At 62.5% G+C, this 25,797-nt stretch carries 25 protein-coding genes; 14 read left to right on the top strand and 11 right to left on the bottom strand.

The genetic code is table 11. From position 1 onward, the window contains the following. The first annotated feature begins 35 nt into the window (after window positions 1-35). Together lipA and NKJ93_RS02745 are read left to right on the top strand one after the other, a co-directional pair. On the top strand, window positions 36-1,001 hold the full coding sequence (gene lipA / locus NKJ93_RS02750) for a lipoyl synthase (RefSeq protein WP_023717570.1): 966 nt from the start codon (window positions 36-38) through the stop codon (window positions 999-1,001). Window positions 1,002-1,013: 12 nt separating this feature from the next. Continuing rightward, window positions 1,014-1,475 carry a type II toxin-antitoxin system RatA family toxin gene (locus NKJ93_RS02745; protein WP_023717571.1) on the top strand — a complete coding sequence of 154 codons (462 nt, stop codon included), beginning with the start codon at window positions 1,014-1,016 and terminating at the stop codon, window positions 1,473-1,475. Here the strand turns inward: NKJ93_RS02745 and NKJ93_RS02740 are convergent. Then, window positions 1,451-1,960 carry a CinA family protein gene (locus tag NKJ93_RS02740; protein WP_352587541.1) on the bottom strand — a complete coding sequence of 170 codons (510 nt, stop codon included), beginning with the start codon at window positions 1,958-1,960 and terminating at the stop codon, window positions 1,451-1,453. The two genes, NKJ93_RS02745 and NKJ93_RS02740, sit on opposite strands and share 25 nt — an antisense overlap. Continuing rightward, a complete protein-coding gene (locus NKJ93_RS02735; protein WP_023717573.1) occupies window positions 1,957-3,177 on the bottom strand; it encodes a bifunctional 2-C-methyl-D-erythritol 4-phosphate cytidylyltransferase/2-C-methyl-D-erythritol 2,4-cyclodiphosphate synthase in 1,221 nt (406 codons plus the stop codon). The genes NKJ93_RS02740 and NKJ93_RS02735 overlap by 4 nt, the downstream gene beginning before the upstream one ends. A 181-nt stretch (window positions 3,178-3,358) precedes the next feature. Between NKJ93_RS02735 and dusB the strand changes: the two genes are divergently transcribed. The 8 genes from dusB to hflX all read left to right on the top strand — a co-directional run bounded on the left by dusB (window position 3,359) and on the right by hflX (window position 13,576). Further along, window positions 3,359-4,384, top strand: a complete 1,026-nt coding sequence (dusB, locus tag NKJ93_RS02730) for a tRNA dihydrouridine synthase DusB (RefSeq protein WP_352587539.1) — start codon at window positions 3,359-3,361, stop codon at window positions 4,382-4,384. Continuing rightward, window positions 4,381-5,520: a two-component system sensor histidine kinase NtrB gene (locus tag NKJ93_RS02725; protein WP_352587536.1), complete on the top strand. Its 1,140-nt coding sequence runs from the start codon at window positions 4,381-4,383 to the stop codon at window positions 5,518-5,520. Before dusB ends, NKJ93_RS02725 begins: the two co-directional genes overlap by 4 nt. Beyond that, window positions 5,517-6,977, top strand: a complete 1,461-nt coding sequence (ntrC, locus tag NKJ93_RS02720) for a nitrogen regulation protein NR(I) (RefSeq protein WP_023717576.1) — start codon at window positions 5,517-5,519, stop codon at window positions 6,975-6,977. The genes NKJ93_RS02725 and ntrC overlap by 4 nt, the downstream gene beginning before the upstream one ends. Before the next feature lie 127 nt (window positions 6,978-7,104). Beyond that, the gene (locus NKJ93_RS02715) at window positions 7,105-9,390 is read left to right on the top strand and encodes a sensor histidine kinase NtrY-like (RefSeq protein WP_352587533.1); all 2,286 of its coding nucleotides are present in this window, start codon (window positions 7,105-7,107) and stop codon (window positions 9,388-9,390) included. After that, window positions 9,380-10,741 (top strand): nitrogen assimilation response regulator NtrX, encoded by a 1,362-nt coding sequence (ntrX, locus tag NKJ93_RS02710; RefSeq protein WP_352482545.1) that lies wholly within the window; start codon window positions 9,380-9,382, stop codon window positions 10,739-10,741. Before NKJ93_RS02715 ends, ntrX begins: the two co-directional genes overlap by 11 nt. A 188-nt stretch (window positions 10,742-10,929) precedes the next feature. Beyond that, window positions 10,930-11,793: a D-amino-acid transaminase gene (locus NKJ93_RS02705; RefSeq protein ID WP_023717579.1), complete on the top strand. Its 864-nt coding sequence runs from the start codon at window positions 10,930-10,932 to the stop codon at window positions 11,791-11,793. 145 nt (window positions 11,794-11,938) lie between these two features. Continuing rightward, window positions 11,939-12,184, top strand: coding sequence for an RNA chaperone Hfq (hfq, locus tag NKJ93_RS02700; protein ID WP_006202172.1), 246 nt, complete (start codon window positions 11,939-11,941; stop codon window positions 12,182-12,184). Further along, a complete protein-coding gene (gene hflX / locus NKJ93_RS02695; RefSeq protein WP_023717580.1) occupies window positions 12,185-13,576 on the top strand; it encodes a GTPase HflX in 1,392 nt (463 codons plus the stop codon). Between the two features lie 5 nt (window positions 13,577-13,581). Here hflX and mazG read toward each other — a convergent pair whose 3' ends face one another. Further along, window positions 13,582-14,406 (bottom strand): nucleoside triphosphate pyrophosphohydrolase, encoded by an 825-nt coding sequence (mazG, locus tag NKJ93_RS02690; RefSeq protein ID WP_023717581.1) that lies wholly within the window; start codon window positions 14,404-14,406, stop codon window positions 13,582-13,584. A 135-nt stretch (window positions 14,407-14,541) separates the two neighbouring features. Further along, entirely contained in the window at window positions 14,542-15,726 is a 1,185-nt protein-coding gene (locus tag NKJ93_RS02685; RefSeq protein ID WP_352587530.1) for an amino acid aminotransferase, read from the bottom strand. 215 nt (window positions 15,727-15,941) lie between these two features. On the opposite strand from NKJ93_RS02685, the gene NKJ93_RS02680 reads away from it, so the two are divergent. The 4 genes from NKJ93_RS02680 to NKJ93_RS02665 are packed head-to-tail and all read left to right on the top strand — an operon-like array spanning window position 15,942 to window position 18,566. Further along, on the top strand, window positions 15,942-16,475 hold the full coding sequence (locus tag NKJ93_RS02680) for a sigma-70 family RNA polymerase sigma factor (RefSeq protein WP_023717583.1): 534 nt from the start codon (window positions 15,942-15,944) through the stop codon (window positions 16,473-16,475). Next, window positions 16,472-17,245 (top strand): anti-sigma factor family protein, encoded by a 774-nt coding sequence (locus NKJ93_RS02675; RefSeq protein WP_023717584.1) that lies wholly within the window; start codon window positions 16,472-16,474, stop codon window positions 17,243-17,245. The genes NKJ93_RS02680 and NKJ93_RS02675 overlap by 4 nt, the downstream gene beginning before the upstream one ends. A 27-nt stretch (window positions 17,246-17,272) precedes the next feature. Beyond that, the gene (locus NKJ93_RS02670; protein WP_023717585.1) at window positions 17,273-17,980 is read left to right on the top strand and encodes a Bax inhibitor-1/YccA family protein; all 708 of its coding nucleotides are present in this window, start codon (window positions 17,273-17,275) and stop codon (window positions 17,978-17,980) included. A gap of 31 nt (window positions 17,981-18,011) precedes the next feature. Then, on the top strand, window positions 18,012-18,566 hold the full coding sequence (locus NKJ93_RS02665; RefSeq protein ID WP_352587527.1) for a DUF2076 domain-containing protein: 555 nt from the start codon (window positions 18,012-18,014) through the stop codon (window positions 18,564-18,566). 90 nt (window positions 18,567-18,656) lie between these two features. On the opposite strand, the gene NKJ93_RS02660 is transcribed toward NKJ93_RS02665, so the two are convergent. The 7 genes from NKJ93_RS02660 to NKJ93_RS02630 all read right to left on the bottom strand — a co-directional run bounded on the left by NKJ93_RS02660 (window position 18,657) and on the right by NKJ93_RS02630 (window position 25,692). Then, a complete protein-coding gene (locus NKJ93_RS02660) occupies window positions 18,657-19,241 on the bottom strand; it encodes a hypothetical protein (protein WP_352587524.1) in 585 nt (194 codons plus the stop codon). A 206-nt stretch (window positions 19,242-19,447) separates the two neighbouring features. Continuing rightward, window positions 19,448-20,266, bottom strand: coding sequence for an MBL fold metallo-hydrolase (locus tag NKJ93_RS02655; RefSeq protein WP_023717587.1), 819 nt, complete (start codon window positions 20,264-20,266; stop codon window positions 19,448-19,450). A gap of 3 nt (window positions 20,267-20,269) precedes the next feature. After that, window positions 20,270-21,064, bottom strand: coding sequence for a TatD family hydrolase (locus NKJ93_RS02650; RefSeq protein ID WP_352587521.1), 795 nt, complete (start codon window positions 21,062-21,064; stop codon window positions 20,270-20,272). Next, entirely contained in the window at window positions 21,064-22,650 is a 1,587-nt protein-coding gene (gene metG / locus NKJ93_RS02645; protein ID WP_352587926.1) for a methionine--tRNA ligase, read from the bottom strand. The genes NKJ93_RS02650 and metG overlap by 1 nt, the downstream gene beginning before the upstream one ends. 120 nt (window positions 22,651-22,770) lie before the next feature. After that, entirely contained in the window at window positions 22,771-23,826 is a 1,056-nt protein-coding gene (locus NKJ93_RS02640) for a DNA polymerase III subunit delta' (RefSeq protein WP_352494665.1), read from the bottom strand. Continuing rightward, the gene (gene tmk / locus NKJ93_RS02635; protein ID WP_352482558.1) at window positions 23,823-24,497 is read right to left on the bottom strand and encodes a dTMP kinase; all 675 of its coding nucleotides are present in this window, start codon (window positions 24,495-24,497) and stop codon (window positions 23,823-23,825) included. Before tmk ends, NKJ93_RS02640 begins: the two co-directional genes overlap by 4 nt. Window positions 24,498-24,561: 64 nt before the next feature. Beyond that, window positions 24,562-25,692 carry a D-alanyl-D-alanine carboxypeptidase family protein gene (locus NKJ93_RS02630; protein ID WP_352587923.1) on the bottom strand — a complete coding sequence of 377 codons (1,131 nt, stop codon included), beginning with the start codon at window positions 25,690-25,692 and terminating at the stop codon, window positions 24,562-24,564. Window positions 25,693-25,797 lie beyond the last annotated feature (105 nt).

Here is a 25,797-nt window from a genome sequence, read left to right as displayed (position 1 = left end):
GTCGGACAGGCGATCGCGAATGAACCGGATTTCATATGGTCACCGTCCTCGACACGATCGCCAATGCGCCGCGCCTGCGGCATCCCGAAAAGGCGCACAAGCCCGACCAGGATGTGCTGCGCAAGCCCGACTGGATCCGCGTCAAGGCGCCGATGTCGAAAGGCTATGCCGAGACGCGCGAGATCGTGAAGTCGCATAAGCTGGTGACGGTGTGCGAAGAGGCCGGTTGCCCCAACATCGGCGAGTGCTGGGAAAAGAAGCACGCCACCTTCATGATCATGGGCGAGATCTGCACGCGCGCCTGCGCGTTCTGCAACGTGGCTACCGGTATACCGACCGCACTCGATCCCGACGAGCCGGCGCGCGTCGCACACGCCGTCAAGCAAATGGGCCTAAGCCATGTCGTCATCACCTCAGTCGACCGCGACGATCTCGCCGATGGCGGAGCTCAGCACTTTGCCGAGGTCATCCGCGCCATCCGGGCGGCAACGCCTCTGACGACGATCGAAATCCTGACGCCCGACTTCCTGCGCAAGGACGGCGCACTGGAGATCGTCGTGGCGGCCAAGCCCGACGTTTTCAACCATAATCTCGAGACCGTGCCGTCGAACTATCTGACGGTTCGGCCGGGTGCGCGCTATTTCCACTCGATCAGGCTCTTGCAGCGAGTCAAGGAACTCGACCCCTCGATCTTCACCAAGTCCGGCATCATGGTTGGCCTTGGCGAGGAGCGGAACGAAATCCTGCAACTGATGGACGATCTGCGTTCGGCCAATGTCGACTTCATGACCATCGGCCAATATCTTCAGCCGTCGAAGAAGCACCATCCGGTGATCCGCTTTGTCACACCGGAGGAGTTCAAGTCTTTCGAGACGATCGGCCGGACCAAGGGCTTCCTGCTGGTGGCGTCGAGCCCGCTGACGCGCTCGTCGCACCATGCCGGCGACGATTTCGCCAGGTTGCGCGCGGCGCGCGAAGCGTTTCTCAGGAAGTCCGCCTAACAAACTGGTTTCATGCCACAATTCGAAGCCCATCGCCGCGTCGCGCATACGCCTGAACAGATGTTCGCTCTGGTCGCGGATATCGAATCCTATCCGCAATTCCTGCCGCTTTGCGAGGCACTTACGGTTCGTTCGCGCAAGGAACGCGACGGACGCACGCTGCTCATCGCCGACATGAGCATTGGCTACAAGGCGATCCGCGAGACTTTCACCACGCAGGTGCTGCTGAAGCCTGACGAGAACGCCATCGACGTCAAATATATCGACGGCCCGTTCAAATATCTGAGCAATGTCTGGCGCTTCGACCCGGCGGACGGCGGTGGTTGCAACGTCTGCTTCTTTATCGACTATGAGTTCAAGAGCCGCATTTTGGGTGCGCTCATGGGAACCATGTTCGACCGCGCCTTCCGCATGTTCTCCGAGGCGTTCGAGAAACGCGCCGAAATCATCTACGGCACGCCATCGGCGGCCTGATCCGCAGCGAGCGCGCGCAGACCCAGTTCAAGCGCATGCCGGACCGTTTCCCGGCGGATGAAATCACGGCCCTTGTCGGCGAACAGCTGGCATTCGCTGACCACCGGCCGGCCAGCCACGGCAACGCCGAACCAGACCAGGCCGACAGGTTTTTCCGCTGAGCCACCGCCCGGACCGGCGATGCCGGTCACCGCGAGCGCAAGCCCGGCGGGCGAATGGGCCAAGGCGCCGGCCGCCATCTCCACCGCAGTCTCGCGCGAGACCGCCCCGTTCGCCTCGAGTGTAGCGGCCGAGACGCCGAGCATCTCGGTCTTGGCCTGGTTGGAATAGGTGATGAAGCCGCGATCGACCACAGTGGAAGAGCCGGCAATGTCGGTCAGCGTGGCGATGATCATGCCGCCGGTGCAGCTCTCCGCCGTCGCCAGCATGATGCCGCGCTGCTGGCAGGCCTGAAGCAGGGCATCTGCGAGATCGCTATTGCTCATTCGGGGACATCCCCTGGAAACACAACGCTGGCGGTCGCGATGGCCGCTATGCCTTCCTCACGGCCGACGAAGCCGAGCTTCTCATTGGTTGTCGCCTTGATCGAGATGCGGTCGCGCGAAATTCGCAACATTGCGGAAAGCGTTTCGGTCATGGCCTCGCGATGCGGGCCGACGCGCGGCGCCTCGCAAACCAATGTGATGTCGGCGTTGGCGATGCGCCCGCCGCGCTCGCGCACCAGCTTCGCTGCGTGTTCGACGAAGATGCGTGAAGCGGCCCCTTTCCACTGCGGGTCGGAGGGCGGGAAATGCGTGCCGATGTCACCGGCGCCGCAGGTGGCGAGCAGCGCGTCGGTCAACGCATGCAGGCCGACATCGGCATCCGAATGGCCGGACAATTTCCTGTCGTGCGGAATAGCGACACCGCACAGGGTGACATGGTCGCCGGGCTCGAAGGCATGGACGTCGTAGCCGTTGCCGGTTCGGATGTCCGGAAAACGTGAGGCGCTGGAAAGCCGCTGATCCGCCATCGCAATATCCCGTGCCCAGGTCAGTTTGACATTGTCCGGCGAGCCGGGAACGATCTTCACCGGAATATGCGCCCATTCGGCGATTGCCGCATCGTCGGTGAAATCCGCCTTGCCCAATTGATGAGCCTTTTCGTGCGCGGCCAGGATCGGCCAGAACGGAAAGCCTTGTGGTGTCTGTGCGGCATGGAGCCCGGCCCTGGACACTGTTTCGCCGCTCATGCCTTCGGCCGTTTCGCGCTTCAGCGTATCGGCAACGGGCAAAGCAGGCAGCGCTCCCTGGCGCTCTTCAATGGCGGCGATCGTGCGATCTATCAGTTCCGCATCGACAAACGGCCGAGCCGCATCATGGATCAGGACCCGGCCCGGCGCATGGCTTCTCAACGCCAGCAGTCCAAGCCGGACGGACTCCTGCCGTGACGTACCGCCGATCACAGCGACGACACGGTCGGCGTTCGCGCCGGCGGCGCGGCGGAAAAGCGCGCCGTCTTCGGCATGGATAGCAACGACGACAGGTCCAATTTTCGGATGCGTCAGAAAGGCGTCGAGCGTGCGTGCGATAACGGCGCCGCCGCCAATCTGCTGGTACTGCTTCGGCCCATTGGCCTGCCCCGCGCGCGCGCCGCGCCCGGCAGCAACGATGACCACGGCGACCTTGTCGTCGGCAGCTGGCTTTTCGCTGACATGTCTCATGCCGAGACGCTTAGCGCATGATCCTGAAAAGTGGTATCGCTTTCACAAGACCTAGGATTGATGCCGTCCGGCGATCCATATTTTTCCCAAATGCGCCTTAATGTCACGACATTGCGCGTTGCACATTGCCGTCGTTCTGGCTAGAGAATGTGCAGCAATCGAAGGTGCTTGGTTTTTGTGCATGCCTGATGTGACCAAATTGGCTTCGCCGCTGGAGGTGGGTGGCGTGAGAATCCGCAACCGCGTGTTTCTCGCGCCGATGTCGGGCATTACCGACGAACCGTTCCGGCAGCGCGCCCATGCGCATGGCGCCGGGCTGGTTGTATCCGAAATGGTGGCGAGCGGTGAGCTTGCAAAGGGCAGGGCTGGCTCGGGCCTGCGCATCCGTCATTCCGGGCTGCCTGTCCACATGGTCCAGCTTGCCGGCCGCGAGGCGGTGCACATGGCCGAGGGCGCACGAATCGCAGCCGGCGAAGGCGCCGACATCATCGACATCAACATGGGCTGTCCGGCCAAGAAGGTGACGGGCGGCTATGCCGGTTCGGCACTGATGCGAGACCTCGACCACGCGCTGTCGCTGATCGAAGCGGTAGTCGGCGCGGTCGACGTGCCGGTCACGGTTAAGATGCGGCTTGGCTGGGACGAGAGCGCGCTCAACGCGCCGATGCTGGCGCGACGCGCCGAGCAGGCCGGCGTCAGGATGGTGACGGTGCACGGCCGCACACGTTGCCAGTTCTATCAGGGCACGGCCGACTGGCGTGCCATCGCACGCGTCAAGCAGGCCGTCTCCATCCCTGTGGTTGCCAATGGCGATGTCGGCTCGCCGGCAGAGGCAGCCTTGATCCTCGACCAGTCCGGCGCCGACGCGGTGATGATCGGCCGTGCGCACTATGGCGCGCCGTGGACTGCCGGCAGCATTGTAGCGGCCGCGCTGGCCGAGCCAGTATCCGGCATGCCGGACAGCCCGCAAGCGCTGACCGACTACGTCATTGCCCATTACGAAGACATGCTGACGCTCTATGGCGCCGAAAGCGGATTGCGCCAGGCGCGCAAGCATCTCGGCTGGTATCTCGACCGCCATGCCGTCACAAGCGATGACTGGCGCAAGGCCATCCTCACGTCTTTCGAGCCTGGGCGGGTCATTGCCTTGCTGCGCGACATGTTTTCAAGCGCTCCCGAAGCGCCGAATCTGCGGAGTGTGGCATGAACGCCACCGTCACACAGAGCACGGACATGGCGGACGCCGCGCATATTGTGCTCAACACAATTCGTCGGCCGGTGATCATGGTCGATCCGCAAGGCTTCATCACCTTCGCCAATGCCGATGCCGAGGATTTTTTCCGCTCGAGCGCCACGATGCTCGCCCGCAACACGCTGCACAAGCTCATTCCTTTCGGCAGTCCGCTGCTGACGCTTGTCGACCAGGTGCGCGAGCGCCGTGCGCCGGTGAACGAATACCGGGTGGACGTGTCGTCGCCGCGTCTCGGCATCGAGAAGGTGGTCGATCTCTACGTCGCGCCGGTGACGGAATTTCCAGGCTCCGTCGTGGTGATGTTCCAGGAACGCTCAATGGCCGACAAGATCGACCGGCAGATGACGCATCGCGGTGCGGCGCGCTCGGTCACCGGCCTTGCCGCGATGCTTGCCCATGAGATCAAGAACCCGCTGTCCGGCATTCGTGGCGCCGCGCAGCTGCTAGAACTGTCGGCGTCCGATGAGGATCGCGCGCTGACGCGTTTGATCACCGACGAGACCGACCGCATTGTCTCGCTGGTCGACCGCATGGAGGTGTTTTCGGACGAGCGGCCGATCGACCGCTACCCCGTCAACATCCATGTCGTGCTCGACCATGTCAAAGCAATCGCCAAGAATGGTTTTGCCAAGCGGATCAAGATATTAGAGGACTATGATCCATCATTGCCTCCGGTTTTTGCCAATCGCGACCAGCTCATCCAGGTGTTCCTCAATCTGGTAAAAAATGCCGCCGAGGCGATCGGCAGCGATCCGCAGGGCGAGATCACGCTGTCGACTGCCTTCCGCCCGGGCATCCGTGTTTCCGTGCCTGGAACGCAGGACCGGGTGTCGCTGCCATTGGAATTCTGCGTGCGCGACAACGGTTCGGGTGTCTCCGAGGATATCCTGCCGATCCTGTTCGATCCCTTCATCACCACCAAGCCGAACGGCTCCGGTCTCGGTCTGGCGCTGGTCGCAAAGATCGTCGGCGAGCATGGCGGCATCATTGAATGCGAATCGACGCCGCGCGGGACCACCTTCCGCATCCTGATGCCGGCGTGGAAAGAAACCCAGTTTGCCGACGACGACGGTGAAGGAGACCGCAAATGACCATTCGCGGCAATATTCTCGTCGCCGACGACGATGCGGCCATCCGCACTGTCCTCAACCAGGCGCTTTCGCGCGTCGGTCACGACGTGCGCGTCACCTCCAATGCCTCGACGCTGTGGCGCTGGGTGGCCGCGGGCGAGGGGGATCTGGTCATCACCGACGTTGTCATGCCTGACGAGAACGCCTTCGACATGCTGCCGCGCATCAAGAAGGCGCGACCGGAACTGCCGGTCATCGTCATGAGTGCGCAGAACACGTTCATGACGGCGATCCGGGCCTCCGAAACCGGAGCCTATGAATATCTGCCAAAACCGTTCGACCTGACGGAGCTGCTCAACATCGTCAATCGGGCGCTTTCCGAGCCGCGGCGGCCCAAGATCGATACGCGTGCCGACGAGCCGCCTGAAACGATGCCGCTGGTCGGCCGCTCGGCGGCCATGCAGGACATCTACCGCATGCTGGCGCGGATGATGCAGACCGACCTGACGGTGATGATCTCAGGCGAATCGGGTACCGGCAAGGAACTGGTGGCGCGCGCGCTGCATGAATATGGCCGCCGCCGAGGCGGTCCTTTCGTCGCCATCAACATGGCGGCGATCCCGCGCGACCTGATCGAATCGGAACTATTCGGGCACGAGAAGGGCGCCTTTACCGGCGCACAGAGCCGCTCCACTGGCCGTTTCGAGCAGGCCGAAGGCGGCACGCTGTTCCTCGACGAGATCGGCGATATGCCGATGGAAGCGCAGACGCGGCTTCTGCGTGTGTTGCAGCAGGGCGAATACACCACGGTCGGCGGCCGCACGCCGATCAAGACCGACGTGCGCATCGTCGCTGCCACCAACAAGGACCTGCGCACGCTGATCAATCAGGGGCTTTTCCGCGAGGACCTGTTCTACCGCTTGAACGTTGTGCCGCTCAGGCTGCCGGCGCTGCGCGAGCGATCGGAGGACATTCCGGACCTCGTCCGGCACTTCTTCAAGCTCGGCGCCAGTGAAGGCCTGCAGACCAAGCGCATTTCCACCGGCGGCATCGAGCTGATGAAGCGCTACCCATGGCCTGGCAACGTGCGCGAACTCGAAAACCTCATCCGCAGGCTGGCTGCACTGTATTCGCAGGACGAGATATCCGCCGAGATCATCGAGGCGGAGTTGAAGACTGGCGAAAGGCCTGTCGTTCCAGGTGGCGGCAACCTCATTCCCGACGACCTTTCCATCGGCCAGGCGGTGGAGCATTTCCTGCAGCGCTATTTTGCCTCGTTTGCCGGCGACTTGCCGCCGGCCGGCCTCTATCAGCGAATCCTCTCCGAGGTCGAGTATCCACTGGTCCTCGCCTCGATGACCGCAACGCGCGGTAACCAGATCAAGGCCGCCGAATTGCTAGGACTCAACCGCAACACGCTGCGCAAGAAGATTCGCGAACTCGGCGTCAACGTCTACAAGTCCTCCAGGCAGGTCTAGACGAACCCCTTACGAGCGCTTTCCAGGGGATCGATCGCCGAAAGATTTCCGTCTCGGCCACACTTGTTGCATAATCGCCACAATGCGTTGCATACATCCGACGCAATCACTGGCTCTAGACGGCGACATGGCTCTGCACGCACCGACACTGAGCAAACCGCATTTCAGCACTACCGGCGCGCGAGACGGTCGCCGGCTGCTTGCGCTGCCCGGCGTGGTCGCCATTGCCGGTGCGCTGGTGACGGCGGCGATCTCCTTCGCCATTCTGGTTGGCGCCACGCCGATCACGCCCGACGCGCGGACGACGCTGGCGCTGATCGCGCTTAACGCCGCGTTCGTCCTGTTTCTGATCTTGCTGGTCGGCCGCGAAGTGCATCGCATCCTGATGGCACGCCGGCACGGCAAGGCTGCGTCGCGCCTGCATGTGCGCATCGTGGCGATGTTTGCGCTGGTCGCCGCCATCCCCGCGATCATGGTGGCGATCATCGCGTCGATCACGCTCGACATCGGCCTCGACCGCTGGTTCGAGATCCGCACCAAGACGATCGTCAATTCGTCGTTGTCGATCGCCGACGCCTATGTGCAGGAAAACGCACGAAATCTTCAGGGCACGACGTTGTCGATGGCTTACGACCTCGACGCTTCGCGCACGCTTTACGGCCTCGATCGGACCGGCTTCCTTGACCTCATGAACAAGGAGGCGGTTGGACGCTCCCTGGCACACGCAGCACTCATCAAGCCCGATGGTTCCTTCGTCATGAGCGCCAAGACCGACGCGGACTTTGCCATGCCGGAGCCGCCGGAGGGCGCTGTGGCAAGCGCTGCCAACGGCAAGCCGGTGCTGATCGAGCCGCGCACCCGTAACATCATGGGGGCCATCGTCAAGCTGCGCGAGATCGACGGGCTCTATCTCTACACCATTCGCCTCGTCGATCCCGAGGTGATCAAGGCACGACAGATCGTCAAATCCAACACCGCAGAATATCGCGGTCTCGAAGACAATCGCCGCACCTCGCAAGTGGCTTTCGCGCTTCCCTATCTGTCGCTGACGCTGATCATCATCCTGTCCGCCATCTGGACCGGCATTGCGGTGGCCGACCGCCTGGTGCGGCCGATTCGTCAGCTCATCGGCGCGGCCGACGAGGTCGCTACCGGCAATCTCGATGTGGCCGTGCCAGTCCGCCCCTCCGATGGCGACGTCGCCTCGCTCGGCGACACCTTCAACAAGATGCTGATGGAGCTGAAATCGCAGCGCAACGAGATCCTGTCGGCCAAGGATCTGATCGACGAGCGGCGGCGCTTTTCGGAGGCTGTGCTTGCTGGCGTCACCGCCGGGGTCATCGGCGTCGATCCATATGGCATCGTCACCATCGTCAATCGTTCCGCCGAAACGATGCTGGCCATATCCGCCACCGCGGCGCTTGGGCAGAACCTTTCCGCCGTGCTACCGCATGTCGGCCGCGTCTTCGAGATCGGCCGCAAGTCGGGCAAGCCGGTCTATCGCGAACAGGTCACCTTCTATCGTGCCGGCACCGAACGGACCTTCAACGTGCAGATCACGATTGAAGCCGGCGACGACGGTTCGGAGGATAAATCCTACGTCGTGACAGTCGACGACATTACCGATCTGGTCCAGGCACAGCGTTCCTCTGCATGGGCCGACGTGGCGCGGCGCATCGCCCACGAGATCAAGAACCCGCTGACGCCGATCCAGCTTTCGGCCGAGCGTATCAAGCGCCGTTACGGCAAGGTCATCACCGAGGACCGTGAGGTTTTCGATCAATGCACCGACACCATCATCCGGCAAGTGGAGGACATCGGCCGCATGGTCGACGAGTTCTCAGCGTTCGCCCGCATGCCGAAACCAGAAATGAAGGCCATCGATCTGCGCGATTCGTTGCGGGAGGCCTCGTTCCTGGTCGAAGTGAGCCGCGCCGACATCATCTTCGAGCGCGTCTTCGGCAATGAGCCGCTCAAAGGCACGTTCGACAGCCGCCTGATGGCGCAGGCTTTCGGCAACGTCATCAAGAATGCTGCCGAAGCTATCGACGGACTTGATGCAGAGGATCGTCCGCACGGCATAATCCGGATTCAAGCCGGGCGTCAGAATGGCGCGATTCGAATTGACGTCATCGACAACGGCAGGGGCTTGCCGCGCGAAAACCGGCAGCGCTTGCTCGAGCCTTACATGACGACACGCGAGAAAGGCACCGGGCTTGGCCTCGCTATCGTCAAGAAGATCGTGGAGGACCATGGCGGGCGACTCGAATTGCACGATGCACCAGCGGAATTCCACGATGGGCGGGGTGCGATGATCAGCATCATCCTGCCGGTTGCCGCCACCGTTCCGATACGCGGCGAAAGCAAGACGGAACACGAAAAAGAAACTGAAAAGGTCGGTAATGGCGTCTGATATTCTCATCGTCGACGACGAGGAAGACATCCGCGAACTCGTCGCCGGTATCCTGAGCGACGAAGGTCACGAAACCCGCACGGCGTTTGACGCCGACAGCGCGCTGGCGGTGGTTGCCGACCGGGCACCCAGGCTGATCTTCCTCGACATCTGGCTGCAGGGTTCGCGGCTCGATGGCCTCGCTTTGCTGGACGAGATCAAGACGATGCACCCGAACCTGCCGGTGGTGATGATCTCGGGCCACGGCAATATCGAAACGGCAGTCTCGGCCATCCGCCGCGGCGCCTATGATTTTATCGAAAAGCCGTTCAAGGCCGACAGGCTGATCCTTATTGCCGAACGGGCGCTTGAAACGTCCAAATTGAGACGCGAGGTTTCGGATCTCAAGCTGCGCAGCGGCGAGACTTTTGACCTCATCGGCATGTCGTCGGCAATGAGCCAATTGCGCCAGACCATCGAGCGCGTCGCGCCGACCAACAGCCGCGTCATGATTATCGGCCCCTCCGGCTCGGGCAAGGAACTGGCGGCGCGCGCCATCCACGCACTGTCGGCGCGCAAGAGTGCACCGTTTGTGACGCTGAGTGCCGCCAACATCACGCCTGAGCGTATGGAGATCGAGTTGTTCGGCACCGAATCGAACGGCGTCGAACGCAAGGTCGGTGCGCTGGAGGAGGCCCATCGCGGCATTCTCTACATCGATGAAGTGGCCGACATGCCGCGTGAGACGCAAAACAAGATCCTGCGCGTGCTGGTCGAACAGCAGTTCGAGCGGGTAGGGGGCACCAAGCGGGTCAAGGTCGACGTACGCATCATCTCGTCGACCTCGCAGAACCTGGAAGCCATGATCGCCGACGGCCGTTTCCGTGAGGACCTTTATCATCGCCTGGCCGTGGTTCCGGTCATGGTGCCGGGACTGGCCGAGCGTCGCGAGGACATTCCTTATCTGGTCGACAATTTCATGAAGCAGATCGCTCGCCAGGCCGGCATCAAGCCGCGCCGCATCGGCGACGACGCGCTGGCGGTGCTGCAGGCGCACAACTGGCCGGGCAACGTTCGGCAGTTGCGCAACAATGTCGAGCGCCTGATGATCCTGGCGCGCGGCGACGATGTCGATGCGCCGATCACCGCCGACCTCCTGCCAGCCGAGATCGGCGACGTCATGCCGCGCACTCCAACCAAGTCCGATCAGCACATAATGGCACTGCCGCTGCGTGAAGCACGCGAACAATTCGAGAAGGACTATCTGATCGCCCAGATCAACCGTTTTGGCGGCAACATCTCGAAGACGGCAGAGTTTATCGGCATGGAACGCTCTGCACTGCACCGCAAGCTGAAGTCGCTGGGCGTCTGAGAGCCAAACCAGCCGTGGCCCACGCAATTACCGGTTACGGCGGTCGTGGAATCGCATAAGAGCACTGCAGCGCCGCGCGTCTTTGGGACGCACAAAGGAGGCTGTAGCATTTTGATTTTTGCGCATGATCCTTTCCGAAATCGATTCCGATTTTCGGGCTCATGCGCTGACTTCTCCAAGGGTTATCCATGCCGCGCATTGCCTATGTGAACGGACGCTATGTCGCTCACGCCGAAGCTTCCGTGCACATCGAGGACCGTGGCTATCAATTCGCCGACGGCGTCTACGAGGTCTGCGAGGTGGCGCGGGGCTTCATCGTCGACATGCCGCGCCATCTCGCCCGATTGAACCGCTCGCTCACCGAACTCTCGATCGACTGGCCGATCACGCGCGGCGTGCTGCCGCTCGTCATGGGTGAGGTGGTGCGCCGCAACCATGTCGTCGACGGCCTGGTCTATGTCCAGGTGACACGCGGTGTCGCCAGCCGTGAGTTTTTCTTCCCGCCGGCGGGCACGAAGCCGTCGCTGGTGGTGACCGCCAAAAAAGCCGATCCTGCAGCTGCCGCGAAGCGGGCCGAGAGCGGGATCCGGGTTATCACGGTGCCGGAGAACCGGTGGGATCGGGTCGATATCAAGTCGGTCGGCCTGTTGCCGAACGTGCTGGCCAAACAGAAAGCCAAGGAAGCAGGCGCCCAGGAGGCGTGGTTCGTCGATGTTGACGGCACCGTCAAGGAAGGTGGATCGTCGAACGCCTGGATCATCACCAGGGACGGCGTGCTGGTGACGCGGCCGGCCGAGCATGGCATCCTGCGCGGTATCACCCGCACGACACTGTTCGATGTCGCCGCCAAGCTCGGCCTGAAGATCGAGGAGCGCGGCTTTTCGGTTGCCGAGGCCAAGGCCGCGCGCGAGGTTTTCATCAGCTCCGCGACCACGATCGCCATGCCGGTGGTGGCAATCGATGGCGCTCCCGTCGCCAACGGCCACCCGGGCTCGATAACAGTTTCACTACGGCGGGCCTTTTTTGACGTTGCGGAAAAAAGTCCAGCCTGATAACCGCACAGATGGAATGAACATCAATATATCTCGTTCTGCTTGTCGTTACTGACGGCAAGATGGTGTTTGCGTGCTTGACATGTGCCAGCTAATTTGGCGCATTGGCTTGCAAACCGAAGGGGATCGGCGAAAGACAAGAACAATGGCGGAACGATCGCAAAATCTTCAGGACCTGTTCCTGAATTCAGTTCGCAAGAGCAAAAACCCACTCACCATCTTTCTCATCAACGGCGTGAAGCTGACCGGCGTGGTCACTTCGTTCGACAATTTCTGCGTTCTGCTGCGTCGCGACGGCCATTCCCAGCTCGTCTACAAGCACGCCATTTCCACGATCATGCCGAGCCAGCCGGTTCAGATGTTCGATGGTGAGGAAAGCCAGGGCGCCTGATTGGCACGTGAGAAAGACGCGGACCGCAGCGTTCGCGGAAAACCAGCACATCAGACCGGGACAGAGGCCAACGGTCCGACCCGGGCGGTGGTCATCGTGCCGGTGCTTACCCGGCAGCCGCGTGGCAACGACGACACCAATCGCCCGCGCCTGACCCGTTCCGCCGAGGCCCGTCGCGACGAGGCGGTCGGCCTCGCCAGCGCCATCGACCTTGACCTGGTCCACACGGCAGTGGTGACCGTCAACGATCCACGCCCGGCGACCTTGCTCGGCAGCGGCAAGGTCGCGGAGTTCGCCGAGATCGTCAAAGAGGGGCACGCGGAAGTGGTCATTGTCGATCATCCGCTGACACCGGTACAGCAGCGCAATCTCGAAAAAGAGTTGAACGCCAAGGTGCTCGACCGCACCGGGCTGATCCTGGAGATTTTCGGCGAGCGCGCCCGCACCAAGGAAGGCACGCTGCAGGTCGACCTTGCCCATCTCAACTACCAGAAGGGCCGCCTTGTGCGGAGCTGGACCCACCTTGAGCGCCAGCGCGGCGGCGCCGGCTTTCTCGGCGGCCCTGGCGAGACGCAGATCGAGTCGGATCGGCGTGTGTTGCAGGACAAGATCACCAAGCTGAAGCATGAGCTCGAAACGGTGCGCCGCACCCGCGACCTGCACCGCGCCAAGCGCAAGAAGGTGCCGTTTCCGGTGGTGGCGATCGTCGGCTACACCAATGCCGGCAAGTCGACGCTGTTCAACCGGCTGACCGGAGCAGGGGTGCTGGCGGAAGACATGCTGTTTGCCACGCTCGACCCGACGCTGCGCCGCGTGCGCCTGCGGCACGGAACGCCGGTCATCCTTTCCGATACGGTCGGCTTCATTTCCGACCTGCCAACGCATCTGGTCGCGGCCTTCAGGGCGACACTGGAGGAAGTGGTCGAGGCAGACCTCGTCATTCATCTGCGCGATATCTCCGACCCCGATACGGCCGCACAGGCCGAAGATGTCGAGCGCATCCTTGCCGATCTCGGCGTTGATGCCCGCGATAGCAAGCGCGTCATCGAAGTGTGGAACAAGATCGACCGGCTCGACGAGGGCAACCGCGCGCGGCTGCTTGCCGATGGTGCTGACGGCAGGAAGGCGCCGCCTATCGCCATATCGGCGGTTACCGGCGAAGGCATCGATGCGCTGAAGGCGATCATCGAGACGATGATGTCGGGCGAACTGGAGACGTTCACGGTCACGCTCAAGGCCGACCAACTCGGCGTCGTCGACTGGCTTTACCGCAACGGCGACATCGTCTCGCGTGATGACAATGAGGATGGCAGCGTGACTATCGCGCTCAAGGCCACACACAGTGCTCGACAAGAGATAGAAAGCCGATTGCGACGTCAAAACAATGGGTAGGGCGTTTATTTCGCGCTTTTTGCCTGCTGCCAGAGCGCTTCCATCTCGTCCAGCGTCGCCTCTTCGAGGTTGTTTCCCGACGCTTGCAGCGCCTGCTCGACATGGTGGAAGCGCGACCGGAATTTTTCGTTGGTGCCGCTGAGTGCCGCTTCGGAATCGATTTTGAGGTGCCGGCCGAGATTGACGATCGCAAACAGCATGTCGCCGAACTCGTCCTTGATCGGTGCGCTGTCGCCTTTGGCCAGCGCTTCGCGTAATTCGCCGATCTCCTCCTCGATCTTTTCGAGGATCGGTGCCGCCTCGCTCCAGTCGAAGCCGACGCGGGCGGCCTTTTCCTGCAGTTTGAGGGCCCGGGTCAGCGCGGGCAGGGCGACCGGCACGCTGTCGAGAAAGCCCTTGCCATGGTCCTCGGGGTCGAGCCCTCGGACGAGGCGGGCGCTGCGCTTCTCCGCTTTTTCCTCCGCTTTGATCTTTTCCCACATGCCCTTCGCCATGCCGGCGCTGCGCGCCTTTTCGTCGCCGAAAACATGCGGGTGGCGGCGGATCATTTTTGTGGTGATGGCCTCGACCACATCGCCGAATGAGAATTCGCCGGCCTCCTCGGCCATTTGCGCGTGGTAGACCACTTGCAACAGGAGATCGCCGAGTTCATCGCGCAGATCGTCCAGGTCGCCCCGCGCGATGGCGTCCGCCACTTCGTAGGCTTCCTCTACCGTGTATGGCGCGATTGTCGAAAAGTCCTGCTCGATATCCCACGGGCAGCCGGTTTCCGGCGCCCGCAGCGCTGCCATGATCTCGATCAGCCGGGAAATGTCTTTCGAGGGTTTCATCTGGGAAACGCTATCCTGTACACGGCTGTGCGGCCAACGGCTTCAGCCGGTGAGGGCGCCTTGTCCACAGATCGGCGGCCAGACCATGATCGTGGAAGCCGGTTTTCGGAAAAGATCATGGTCAAGCAAAAAGTATCAGTCGAGCACGGAGACAATCGCCTTGGCGAGCGCGTCCATGCCGTCCTCGGGCAGGCCGGCAACGTTGATGCGGCTGTCGCCGACCATGTAGATGCCATGCTCGGCGCGCAGCCGCTCGACTTGCGCTTCCGACAGGCCAAGCCGGGAAAACATGCCGCGATGGCTGGCGACGAAATCGAAACGGTCGGAGTTGGACTGCCGCCGCAGCGCTTCGGCGAACTGGACGCGCAGCCGCAGCATGCGCAGGCGCATCTCTTCAAGCTCTGCTTCCCAGTCGGCCCGCAGCGTAGCGTCCTCGAGCACCATGCGCACCGCAGCCGCGCCATGGTCCGGCGGCATCGAATACATGGCGCGCGCCGCCGACAGCATCTGGCCCATCGCCATATCCGCCTGCGCACCGTCTTTCGCCATGATCAGCGCTGCACCAACGCGGTCGCGATAGACGGCAAAGTTCTTCGAGCAGCTCGAGGCAACGACCATTTCCGGAACTTTCGCCGCCAGCAGGCGCAAGCCGGCGGCATCCGCATCAAGCCCCTCGCCAAAGCCTTGATAGGCGATGTCGACAAAGGGCAGCAGACCACGCTCAACGACGAGATCGGCAACGGCAGCCCATTGCGAGATGTCTAGATTGGCGCCCGTCGGGTTATGGCAACAGCCATGCAACAGCACGACGTCGCCGGGATTCGCGGTTCTCAACGCATCCAGCATGTCGTCGAAGCGAACCGCACCAGAAGCAACGTCGAAATAGGGGTACTCGCGTATCTGCAGGCCAGCGGCGCGCATCACCGGCATGTGGTTCGGCCATGTCGGATCCGATAGCCAGACCGTCGCGTCGGCGCGGGTCCTTTTCAGCAGCTCTGCCACCAGCCGCAGCGCGCCGGAGCCGCCGGGCGCCTGTGCCGCACGAATGCGCGTCATGTCGGCGGTTGGGCCGAACACCAACCTAGCCATTGCCGCGTTGAAGGCGGTATCGCCGGCAAGGCCGAGATAGGTCTTGGTGTCCTGGCCTCGCAGCAGCCGCTTTTCGGCTTCGCGCACCGCGCGCATCACCGGCGTCTTGCCGTCGCGATCCTTATAGACGCCGACCCCAAGATCGACCTTGTCGGGACGCGGGTCGGCGCGATAGAGCCCGATCAAGGCAAGGATCTTGTCGGCGGGCGCGGGCTGGAGATTTTCGAACATCGATAAGGTTCCGTTGGCGGCGGAGTGATACGCAAACCGGCCGTGCTTTGCCAGCGGTTTCATATGCGCCAACTCGGCGCCGGTTTGCCTCGAGGGCGGCCGATACTATCTGCCGGGCGAGGGCAGGCCCGAGATCTCCCAGGACGAGAGCGCGGCGAGCCGAAAAAATTCGGGGAGAGCGGGATTAAAACCCCGACCTGCTCCGTAAACAGGACATGAAACGGCCGATGCCACGCTTCGATATTCTGGGACAGCTCGGTTCGCTGCGCCGCTACGCACGCTCGCTGACGCGCGACAGCGCCGATGCAGAGGATCTGGTGCATGATGCGCTGGTGCGTGCCTATGAGCGACGCGGCAGCTTCCGCTCAGGCGGAAATCTTCGCGTATGGCTGCTGTCAATCGTCCACAATGCGTTCATCGACGGCTTGCGATCCCGCAAATCCGAAGCGGTGCGCATCGAACAGGCCGGCCATCTCACCGAGGCCAGCGTCCAGGCTCCGCAGGAACATTCCGTCCGGCTGGCACAGGTGCGCGACGCTTTTTTCACATTGCCGGAAGAGCAACGTTGCGCGCTGCATCTCGTCGCCATCGAGGGGCTTAGCTACAGCGAGGCGGCCGAGGTTAGCGGCGTGCCGCTTGGCACGCTGATGTCGCGCATCGGCAGGGCGCGTGCGGCACTCCGCGAGATGGAGGACGCGGCACCGGCACGCACGAAAAGCCATCTGAAGATCGTCGGAGGTGGATCATGAACCAACTGCGCGATCCCGTCACCGACACCGATCTCGACGCCTATGTCGACGATCAGCTGGACGTTGCTCGTCGCATCGAGGTCGAGGCGTTCCTTTCGGCTCGCCCGGAAGCGGCCGCGCGGGTGATGACTGATCTGAGGACGCGTGACGAGCTGCGCGTGGCGCTTGCCGGATCGAAAGGCATGGCGCGGCCGGCGACGGCTGATGCGGCACGGCGGCTGGAGCGGGGGTTAGCGCGCGGCCGTGTCCTTGGTGCTTTGCAGCGCGCGGCGGCTGTCGCTGTTTTCGTCGCCGCCGGCTGGCTTGCGAACGGGCTCATCGGACCGATATCGGTGACGGAAGTCGTCGCTTCGACCCATCCGCCCGCCTATGTGGAGGACGCAGTCCGGGCGCATCGGACGACGCTCGTGCGCGAGGCGATGTCGTCACAACTCGAGGCGCCCGGCTACAATGCCGACGAAATCCGCGCCGCCACGGCGATCGTCATGCCATCGCTGCCAACGGACTGGACGGTCCGTGACGTGCAGATCTACCCATCGCAGTTCGGCCCGAGCGTCGAGATGGCTGTCGAGACAAAAGAGATGGGGCTGCTCTCGCTGTTCGCCATCCGGCCCGGAACATTCGACGTCGTCAAGCCGACTGTCGTTCCGTCGGGCGAGGTTTCCTCGGCCTATTTCCAGATCGGCGAGGTCGCCTACGCAGTCGTCGCACGTAGCGATGTCCGCGGCCTCGATCGCACGGCCGAAGCGCTCGCCAAAACACTCTACTGATCGACTACCTCTAAGAAGGAGAACCAAATGAACAATCTGGGATACATTGGGACCAGAGCCCGAGCCGGAGCCGTCTACGACGAAGGCCTGCGCCGGCACATGCTGCGCGTCTATAACTACATGGGCCTTGGCCTCGTCGTTACGGGCGTGATCGCCCTCGTGGTGGCCTCCACGCCCGCCCTTTACGTGCCGATCTTCTCCACCCCGCTGAAATGGGTGGTGATGCTGGCGCCGCTGGCCTTTGTGCTGCTGTTCTCGTTCCGTATGCAGACGATGTCGGCGGCCGGGGCCCAGGCAATGTTCTGGGCGTTCTGCGCGGTCATGGGTCTGTCGCTGGCTTCCGTGTTCCTGGTCTTTACCGGCACCAGCATCGCCCGCACCTTCTTCATCGCCGCCACCATGTTCGGCGCCACCAGCCTTTATGGCTATACAACCAGTCGCGACCTGACGCAGTTCTCGTCCTTCCTGATCATGGGCCTGATCGGCGTGGTGATCGCCAGCATCGTCAATATCTTCCTGGGTTCGACAGCGCTGCAGTTTGCGATCTCGGTGATCGGAATCGCCGTCTTCGTCGGGCTCACGGCCTGGGACACGCAGACGATCAAGGAGCAGTACGCCGAAAACTTCGGCGCCGAAACACAGCAAAAGCTCGCCGTTTTTGGTGCATTCTCGCTCTATCTGAACTTCGTCAACATCTTCCAGCTGTTGCTGAACTTCACCGGCGAGCGCGAATAGCCGCGTCGGACCGAGACCGGAATAGTACATCATGGACAGAAACGACCAGCAGGCGATCGGACAGCTCTTCGAGAAGCTCGCAAATGTCGAGCGCCAGGCGCCGCCGCGCGATGCCGAAGCGGAACGCTTGATCCAGGACCAGATCACCCAGCAGCCTGGGGCGCCATACTACATGGCACAGACGATCGTGGTGCAGGAGCGGGCCCTGAACGCAGCGCAGGCGCGCATCGAAGAGCTGGAGGAGCAGGCGCGGCAGCCTGCCGGCGGTGGACCGCTCAGTGGCTTCTTCGGCCGCAGCGGCGGCAGGCGCTCAGGCTCGGTTCCGCGGATAGCGCGCACCGCCTCTGCTGCCGCGGAGGAGCCACAAGACCAGTCACAGCGGGCCGGCGGCGGGTTCCTTGCCGGCGCCGCGCAGACCGCGATGGGGGTGGCAGGCGGCGTGCTGCTCGGCAATGCGATCGCCGGCATGTTTGGCGGCAGCGAAGCGCAGGCAGCCGAACGGCCGGCACCGCAGCCGGACGAAGCCGACCAGGCAGACGATGCCAGCTCCGATAATGGCGGTGACTTCGGGGATATGGAATTCTGACGAGCGACCCAGCCTGTGCCGGCGCTCGTGACGATTGCCGGTCACCGGGTAGGCGGAGGCAGCATCCGGCAAGCGAGCCCTCGCCGGCGGCTAATCGCCCAAGCGCTTCAATTCAGCCTTGACCGCCCTGATCGTCTTGAAACGGAAACGCTTCGTCGTGCCGTCGCGCCATCCGCAGTCGCAGGTGGCGTCGAACTTTTGGCTCACTTTCAATTGCGTCAGCGCCTTCTGGCCCGGTTTGGGGGCGTCGAAGATGCGAACTTCGTAGAGCGTCCCCGAAACGTCGTAGTGCGAAACAGGCCAGGCAAGTATGACAGTCAGTTCCTTTGCCGGATCGTGATCGGCGTTGACGAGGCCGAGCGCTGTAATCTCTGGCGTGCCGCCTTCGTGTTCGCCAAGCGTGACCTGGATTGTACGGTACCCGTCGGGTTGCTGCTGTAGTGCGACGAGTGGGCGTTCCGGATATTCCTCAGTGGTCTGGTAATCGACGAACAGTGTCTGGAGGCCGTTCCAGGTCACGGCTGTGGTGTGCGGATCAGCGTTGTCCGCGAACCCAACCACACGTTTCGCGAAAGCCAGGTCATTCTCGCCTGGCGCACGATCAAAGTCCTGCGCTCGCGCGTCAGTGAATGCGCAGGCGAGGGTGAGGGCAAGACTTGCAAGCAGTGTGTTCATGATTCGCAACCTAGCACGCCGTTGCCCCACAAATGCTGTCTCGCTGCCAACTGACGCTACAGGCTTCAGTGGACGCTACAGGCTTCAGTCGCATAAGATAGATTATGGAACTGACATGGCCGATAGGACGTGGCGAAGATAGCATAAGCGAGCCGCTGGGCGGTTTGGAGCGAACTCTGTAACCCAGCTATGAAAACCTTGGTCCTTTACGCTGATTTGTAAGGGATTTCGATCGTCATGCCGTCATAGGCAGGCTCGACGTTGGCCGGCGTCTCGGCCATTACCGTGGCGTAGTCGAGCGGCACATGCATATGCGTCAGCACCGCGTTCTTCGGCGCCAGTCTTTCGATCCAGCCGAGCGCCTGGCCAAGCGACAGATGGCTCGGATGGAAGGTGTATTGCAGCGCGTCGATGACCAGCATGTCCAGCCCGCGCATACGCTCGGCTGTCGCTCCCGGAAAGTCGCTGATGTCAGGGCAATAAGCGAGATTGCCGATACGAAAACCCAGCGAGATGATGTCGCCGTGGATTTGCGGCAGCGGTTCGATGGTGAGGGCGCCGCCCTCGCCTTCGATCACCACCGGCCTGTTGTGGTCGATGATATGGGCGTTGACGATCGGCGGATACGAACTGCCTTTCGGTGTTTCGAAACAGTAGCGGAACGCTTCCCTCAGCCGCAGCATGGTAACCTGATCGGCATGGATGTCGATCCGGTGGCGCTGCTCGAGCACGAAGCCGCGCAAATCGTCGATGCCGTGGATGTGGTCGGCATGCGGATGCGTATAGACGACCGCATCGATGCGCCTGACCGATGCCAGCAGCATCTGCTCGCGAAAATCCGGGCCGGTGTCGATGACGACCGTGGTCCTGGCGCCATTCGCCGCGATCCGCTCGACGAGCGCTGCGGTGCGCATGCGCCGGTTCTTTGGGTTGGTCGGATCACAATTACCCCAGTCGCCGGTGATGCGTGGCGTGCCCGGCGATGAGCCGCAGCCGAGGACGGTAAGACGCAACCGATCGCTCATGCGTCAGGCGCCCGGCGCGCTCGGGCGCGGCATTTTCCTGAACAACCGGAAGAAATTGTCGGTGGTGATAGCAGCGATCTCGGCCTCGCTGACGCCGATCGTGTTGGCCAGCACCTTGGCTGTATGCGCGACATAGGCAGGCTCGTTGCGCTTGCCGCGAAACGGGATCGGCGCAAGGTATGGCGCGTCGGTTTCGACCAGCAGACGGTCGCGCGGCACATCGGCGGCGACGGCGCGCAGCTCGGCGGAGTTCTTGAAAGTCAGGATGCCGGAAAACGAAACGTAGCCGCCGAGCGCCACGCCGATCTCGGCCAGCCGGCGCCCCGATGAAAAACAGTGCAAGATGAAGGGGAAGGCGCCCTTCCCTGTTTCTTCTTCGAGGATATCAGCCATGTTGTCGTCGGCGTCGCGTGAATGGATGACCAGCGGCAGACCGGTCTCACGAGCCGCGGCGATGTGGGTGCGAAAGCCCTGCGCCTGTGCATCGCGCGGCGCATGATCGTAGAAATAATCGAGCCCGGCCTCGCCGATCGCCACCACCTTGTGATGATCGGACAGCCGCACCAGATCCTCGACAGTCACATCAAGCTCTTCGGCCGCATTGTGCGGATGGGTACCGACCGAGCAATAGACCTCATCGAAAGTCTCCGCAATCTCAAGCACTTGTTGAAACCGCTTCACCCGCGTCGAGATCGTCACCATGCGGCCGACACCGGCCGCAAGGGCGCGGGCGACGATGGCCGCCCGCTCCTCGGCGAAATCCGGAAAGTCGAGATGGCAGTGACTGTCGACCAGCATCAGGCGCTTGTATCCGTTTGCTCGACATAGCGTGGAAATACCGGTTCCGGCGCCGGCAGTGCCGTGCCGGATACCAGCGCGTGAGCCTCGGCGACATTCGCGAAATCGCGGCTGTCCGCCGGCACCGCCAAAAGGTCGAGCAGCTTTGCCGCCGACTCCGGAATGAAGGGCTGGCACAGCAGCCCGACACGCCGGATCACTTCAGCCGTCGTCCACAGCACCGTTTCCATGCGTGCCGGATCGGTCTTCTTCAGCGCCCATGGCTCCTGGCCGGCGAAATAGCGGTTGGCTTCCGCCACCACGCCAAAGATCGCCGCCAGCGCCAGATGGATGCCCTGGTCGGCCATCGTCCTGCGCGCCGTGACAAGGGCGGCATTGGCCTGATCGAGGATCGCCTTGTCGGCATTGCTCAATTCGCCGCGCTTAGGCACCACGCCGCCGCAGTTCTTGGCGATCATCGACAGCGAGCGCTGCGCCAGATTGCCGAGATCGTTGGCAAGATCGGCATTGGTGCGGTTGACGATGGCATCGTGACTGTAGCTGCCGTCCTGGCCAAACGGCACTTCGCGCATGAAGAAATAGCGCACCTGGTCAAGGCCGTAGTGCTCGATCATCGCGAACGGATCGACGACATTGCCGACCGACTTCGACATTTTCTCGCCACGGTTGAACAGAAAACCATGCGCGAACACGCGCTTCGGCAATTCGATGCCAGCCGACATCAGGAATGCCGGCCAGTAGACCGCGTGGAAGCGGATGATGTCCTTGCCGATGACGTGGGCGTTTGCCGGCCAGAAAGACCATCTCTCATTGGCCGGATCCGGATAGCCGGCGGCGGTGATGTAGTTGGTTAGTGCATCGACCCAGACATACATCACATGCTTCTCATCGCCGGGCACCGGCACGCCCCATTTGAATGTGGTGCGCGAGATCGACAGATCCTTCAGGCCGGATTTGACAAAGCTGATGATTTCGTTGCGCCGCTCCGCCGGTCCGACGAATTCGGGGCTGTTCTCGTAGAGCGCGAGCAGTCTGTCCTGATAGGCGGAAAGGCGGAAGAAATAGCTCTCTTCCTCGGTCCATTCGACGGGCGAGCCGAGTGGTTCGCGGCGCACGCCGTCGTCACCGACCTTGGTTTCGGCCTCGTCGAAATAGGCTTCCTGCCGCACCGAATACCAGCCGCGGTAGCGGTCGAGGTAGATGTCGCCATTCTCAGCCATGCGCGTCCAGATCGCCTGGCAGGCCTTGTAATGACGCTCCTCGGTGGTGCGGATGAAAACGTCGTTCGAGCAACCGGTCGCTTCGAGCATCGAGCGGAAGATCGCCGAGTTGCGATCGGCAAGCGCTTTCGGCGCTAAGCCTTCGGCGTCCGCCGTCTGCTGCATCTTCAAACCGTGCTCGTCGGTTCCCGAGACGAAGAAGACGTCCTTGCCGTCGAGCCGCTGGAAGCGGGCCAGCGTGTCGCTGGCGATGACATTGTAGGCATGGCCGATATGCGGCTTGCCGTTCGGATAGAAAATCGGCGTCGTGACGTAGTATTTTTCGCGTGCCATGGATGAGCCGTCATGAATGTCTGAATGAAAGATGTCGCGGTGAGATATCGCATCGAAACGGCAATTGCCATCCGACGCCAATGTGGTGGCTTCGAAGTTCCTGCGATTGATTGGGATCAAAACTCAGGGGCTTCAAAGCCACGCCAGCGGCCGTCACATTCGCATTGCAGAATTCAGGCGGTCGATCATGGTCAGGGCGTGCTGCTTCTTGTCGAGATTGTAGGTCTCGGTTTCAGATATAGCGTTCAAAGCCTCGTGCCAAGTATCCGACAGCGTTTTGGCCCGCGCCAAATCGCCGGCCAGCGCGGCCTGGCTGGCGCCGGCCGACAGAAGATCAAGTGCGCGGCGATTGAATATCTCGAACGGGATCGCCTGGTCGCGGCCGGCGACCGCCTCGGCAAGACGGTAGGCGCCGGCGACATCTGTCTTTTTGGCCATCACCAGGGCGTCGAGGGTGGCGGCGATTTCCAGCCCGCCATATTGCGTCAGCAGGATCGCATTGCGGGCGCTGCCCCCTGCCCGTTCCGCCAGCGCCGCGCGCGCCGCAGGATCCTCCGGTGGCGGTGGCTCGATGCCCTCCAGAACCGTCATCAAGCTCTCGGCATCGAGCGGCGCCAACCGCACCATCTGGCAGCGCGAGCGGATCGTCGGCAGCAGGCTGCCCGGCGCATGGACGATGAGGATGAACAAGGTGCGCGCCGGTGGTTCTTCAAGATTCTTCAGCAAGGCATTGGCAGCATTGGTGTTCATGTCGTCGGCGGGATCGACGATAACCACCCGGTAGCTGCCGTCATGCGAGGTCAGCGACAGAAAGCGGCTGACCTTGCGGATCTCGTCGACGGTGACCACGGTCTTGAAGCTCTTGGTCTTGTCGTTTGCGGGGCGCGTAAGATGCAGCACCGAAGGATGCGCGCCGGTGGCGATCTGACGAAACAGCGACGATGCCGGATCGGGAACGGCAAGGCTTTCCGGCGCCTGCCCGAAGGCCGGGTGCTTCAACAGGTGATGCGCCAGGTGAAAGGCCAGCGTCGCCTTGCCGATGCCGACCGGCCCGGCAAAGATCAGCGCGTGCGGCAGCTTTCCCGAGCGATAGGCGGCGGCAAGCATATCGGCGGCCTGAAGATGTCCGACGAGACGCGGCGTCTCGGATGGCTCCGGCACCCCGTCCAGCGTATCGTGCTGTTCGGGTGCGATGCGTTCGAAAATCATGCCGGCGCCGCCTGTCTGCTTTGCGCCGGCATCATCTTCTCGAGAGCCGCGAAGACGGTGGCGGTAACGACATCCTCCACCGTGTCCGGGTCTGCTGATGCATCGACGACGACGCAGCGTTCGGGTTCAGCCGCGGCGATGGTCAGAAACGCCTCGCGGCGGCGCTGGTGGATGGCCAATGTTTCCTTCTCGAAGCGGTCCGGGCCGTCACTGCTGCCCCGTCGGGCGGTAGCGCGCCTCAGTCCCTCGGCGGGGTCGATGTCGAAGATCAGCGTCATGTCCGGCACCATGCCGTTGATGGCGACCTTCTCCAACGCGTCCATGAATGCCGGGTCGAGGCCTCCGGTGACGCCCTGGTAGACGCGAGAGGAATCCATGAAGCGGTCGCAAAGCACGACCGAGCCGCGCTCGACTGCCGGCCGGATGACCTGTTCGACATGGTCGGAACGCGCGGCGGCGAAAAGCAGCGCTTCCATCTTGGGGCCGAACGGCTCGGCTGCGCCTGAAAGCAGGACATGCCTGACCGCCTCCGCGCCCGGCGAGCCACCCGGCTCACGCGTCACCAGTACATCGTATTTCTTGGCGCGCATCTTCTTTGCCAGCCGCCCGATCTGCGTCGACTTGCCTGCTCCTTCGCCGCCTTCAAAAGTGATGAAAAATCCGCGCGCCAAAGCCTTTGTCCATACTTCGGGGACCGTATAGTCCCGGCGGGAAAAAAGGTCCACCGCGACGGTGCTAACGCAGCCAGCCGACGGCCAGTTCCTTGGCGGCATCGAGCGCGCGTTGCGGCAACGAACCGACACCGATCGACTCGGCGGCAAAAAGCGGCGTCTCCTGGCTCAGCGTATCGCCGATCCAGACGCGCAGCGTACCCACCGGCTGCCCCTCCTCCACCGGCGCTGCCACCGGTCCGTCATAGACAATCCTGGCGGTGAGCTTGTCGCGGTTGGCGATCGGTAGGAAGATCTCCACGGGTCCATTAGCCTTTAACGCGACGCCGGATTTGGAGCCGCCAAAGACCTGGGCTTCGCCAACCACTTCGTCCTCGGCGAATATCTCCGTCTTCTCGAACGAGCGAACGCCCCAGTCGAGCAGCTTTCGCGCTTCCTCGGCGCGCTCGCGGTCGTTTGCCAGTCCGCTCATTGCCGCAATCATCCTTGTTCCATTGTGGCTGACCGAGCCGACTATGCCGAATCCGGATTGCTCGCTGGCGCCGACTGCAAGGCCGTCGGCGCCTATATCCATGGCCAGCAACGGGTTGCGATTCCTCTGGGAAATCTTGTTCCAGCTAAAATCCTTCTGGCCATAATAGCGGTAGAGATCCGGGTAGTTGCGCCAGATATGCAGGGCCAGAAGCGCAAGCTCGCGAACGCTCGTTTGCTGCCCGTCGGCCGGCAGACCGGTGGAATTGACGAAGGTCGATTTCTGCAAGCCGATCTGGCGGGCGCGCTCGGTCATCTGCGCCGCGAAATTCGCTTCGGACCCGGCCATTCCTTCAGCGATGACGATACAGCCGTCATTGGCCGCCTGCACGGTCACGCCCTGGATCAGGTCCTCCAGCCGGATCGTCGACTTGAGTTTCGCGAACATGGTCGATGTCCCCGAAGGAGCGCCGCCCTTGCGCCAGGCGTTCTCGCTGACCACGAAAGTGTCGTCGAGCGTCATGCGCCCTGATTTGATGGCGTCGAAGACCACTTCCATCGTCATCAGCTTGGCCAGCGAGGCCGGCGGGATCAACCTGTCCGCATCCTTGGAAAACAGCACGGTGCCGGTTTCGGCGTCGATCATGAAGGCCTGCGCGGCCTTGGTCTCGAAAAGCTGTGCTGAGACCGGCACAAGCGAGAGCAGCAGCAGGCCGAGCGTCATGAGCCCGGTGGAAGGACGGAAAAATTTCATCGGGTTCGACCAGTCAGCCGGCGCTCTTTTGCAAGTTGGCCGAAGCTAGCAGGCTTTTCCACGGCGGATCAATCG

It is taken from the genome of Mesorhizobium sp. M0028, assembly GCF_040323855.1.
Classification (GTDB): Bacteria; Pseudomonadota; Alphaproteobacteria; order Rhizobiales; family Rhizobiaceae; genus Mesorhizobium.
Note: the sequence above shows the minus strand (reverse complement) of the source record. Positions and strands in the feature narration are given on the sequence as shown.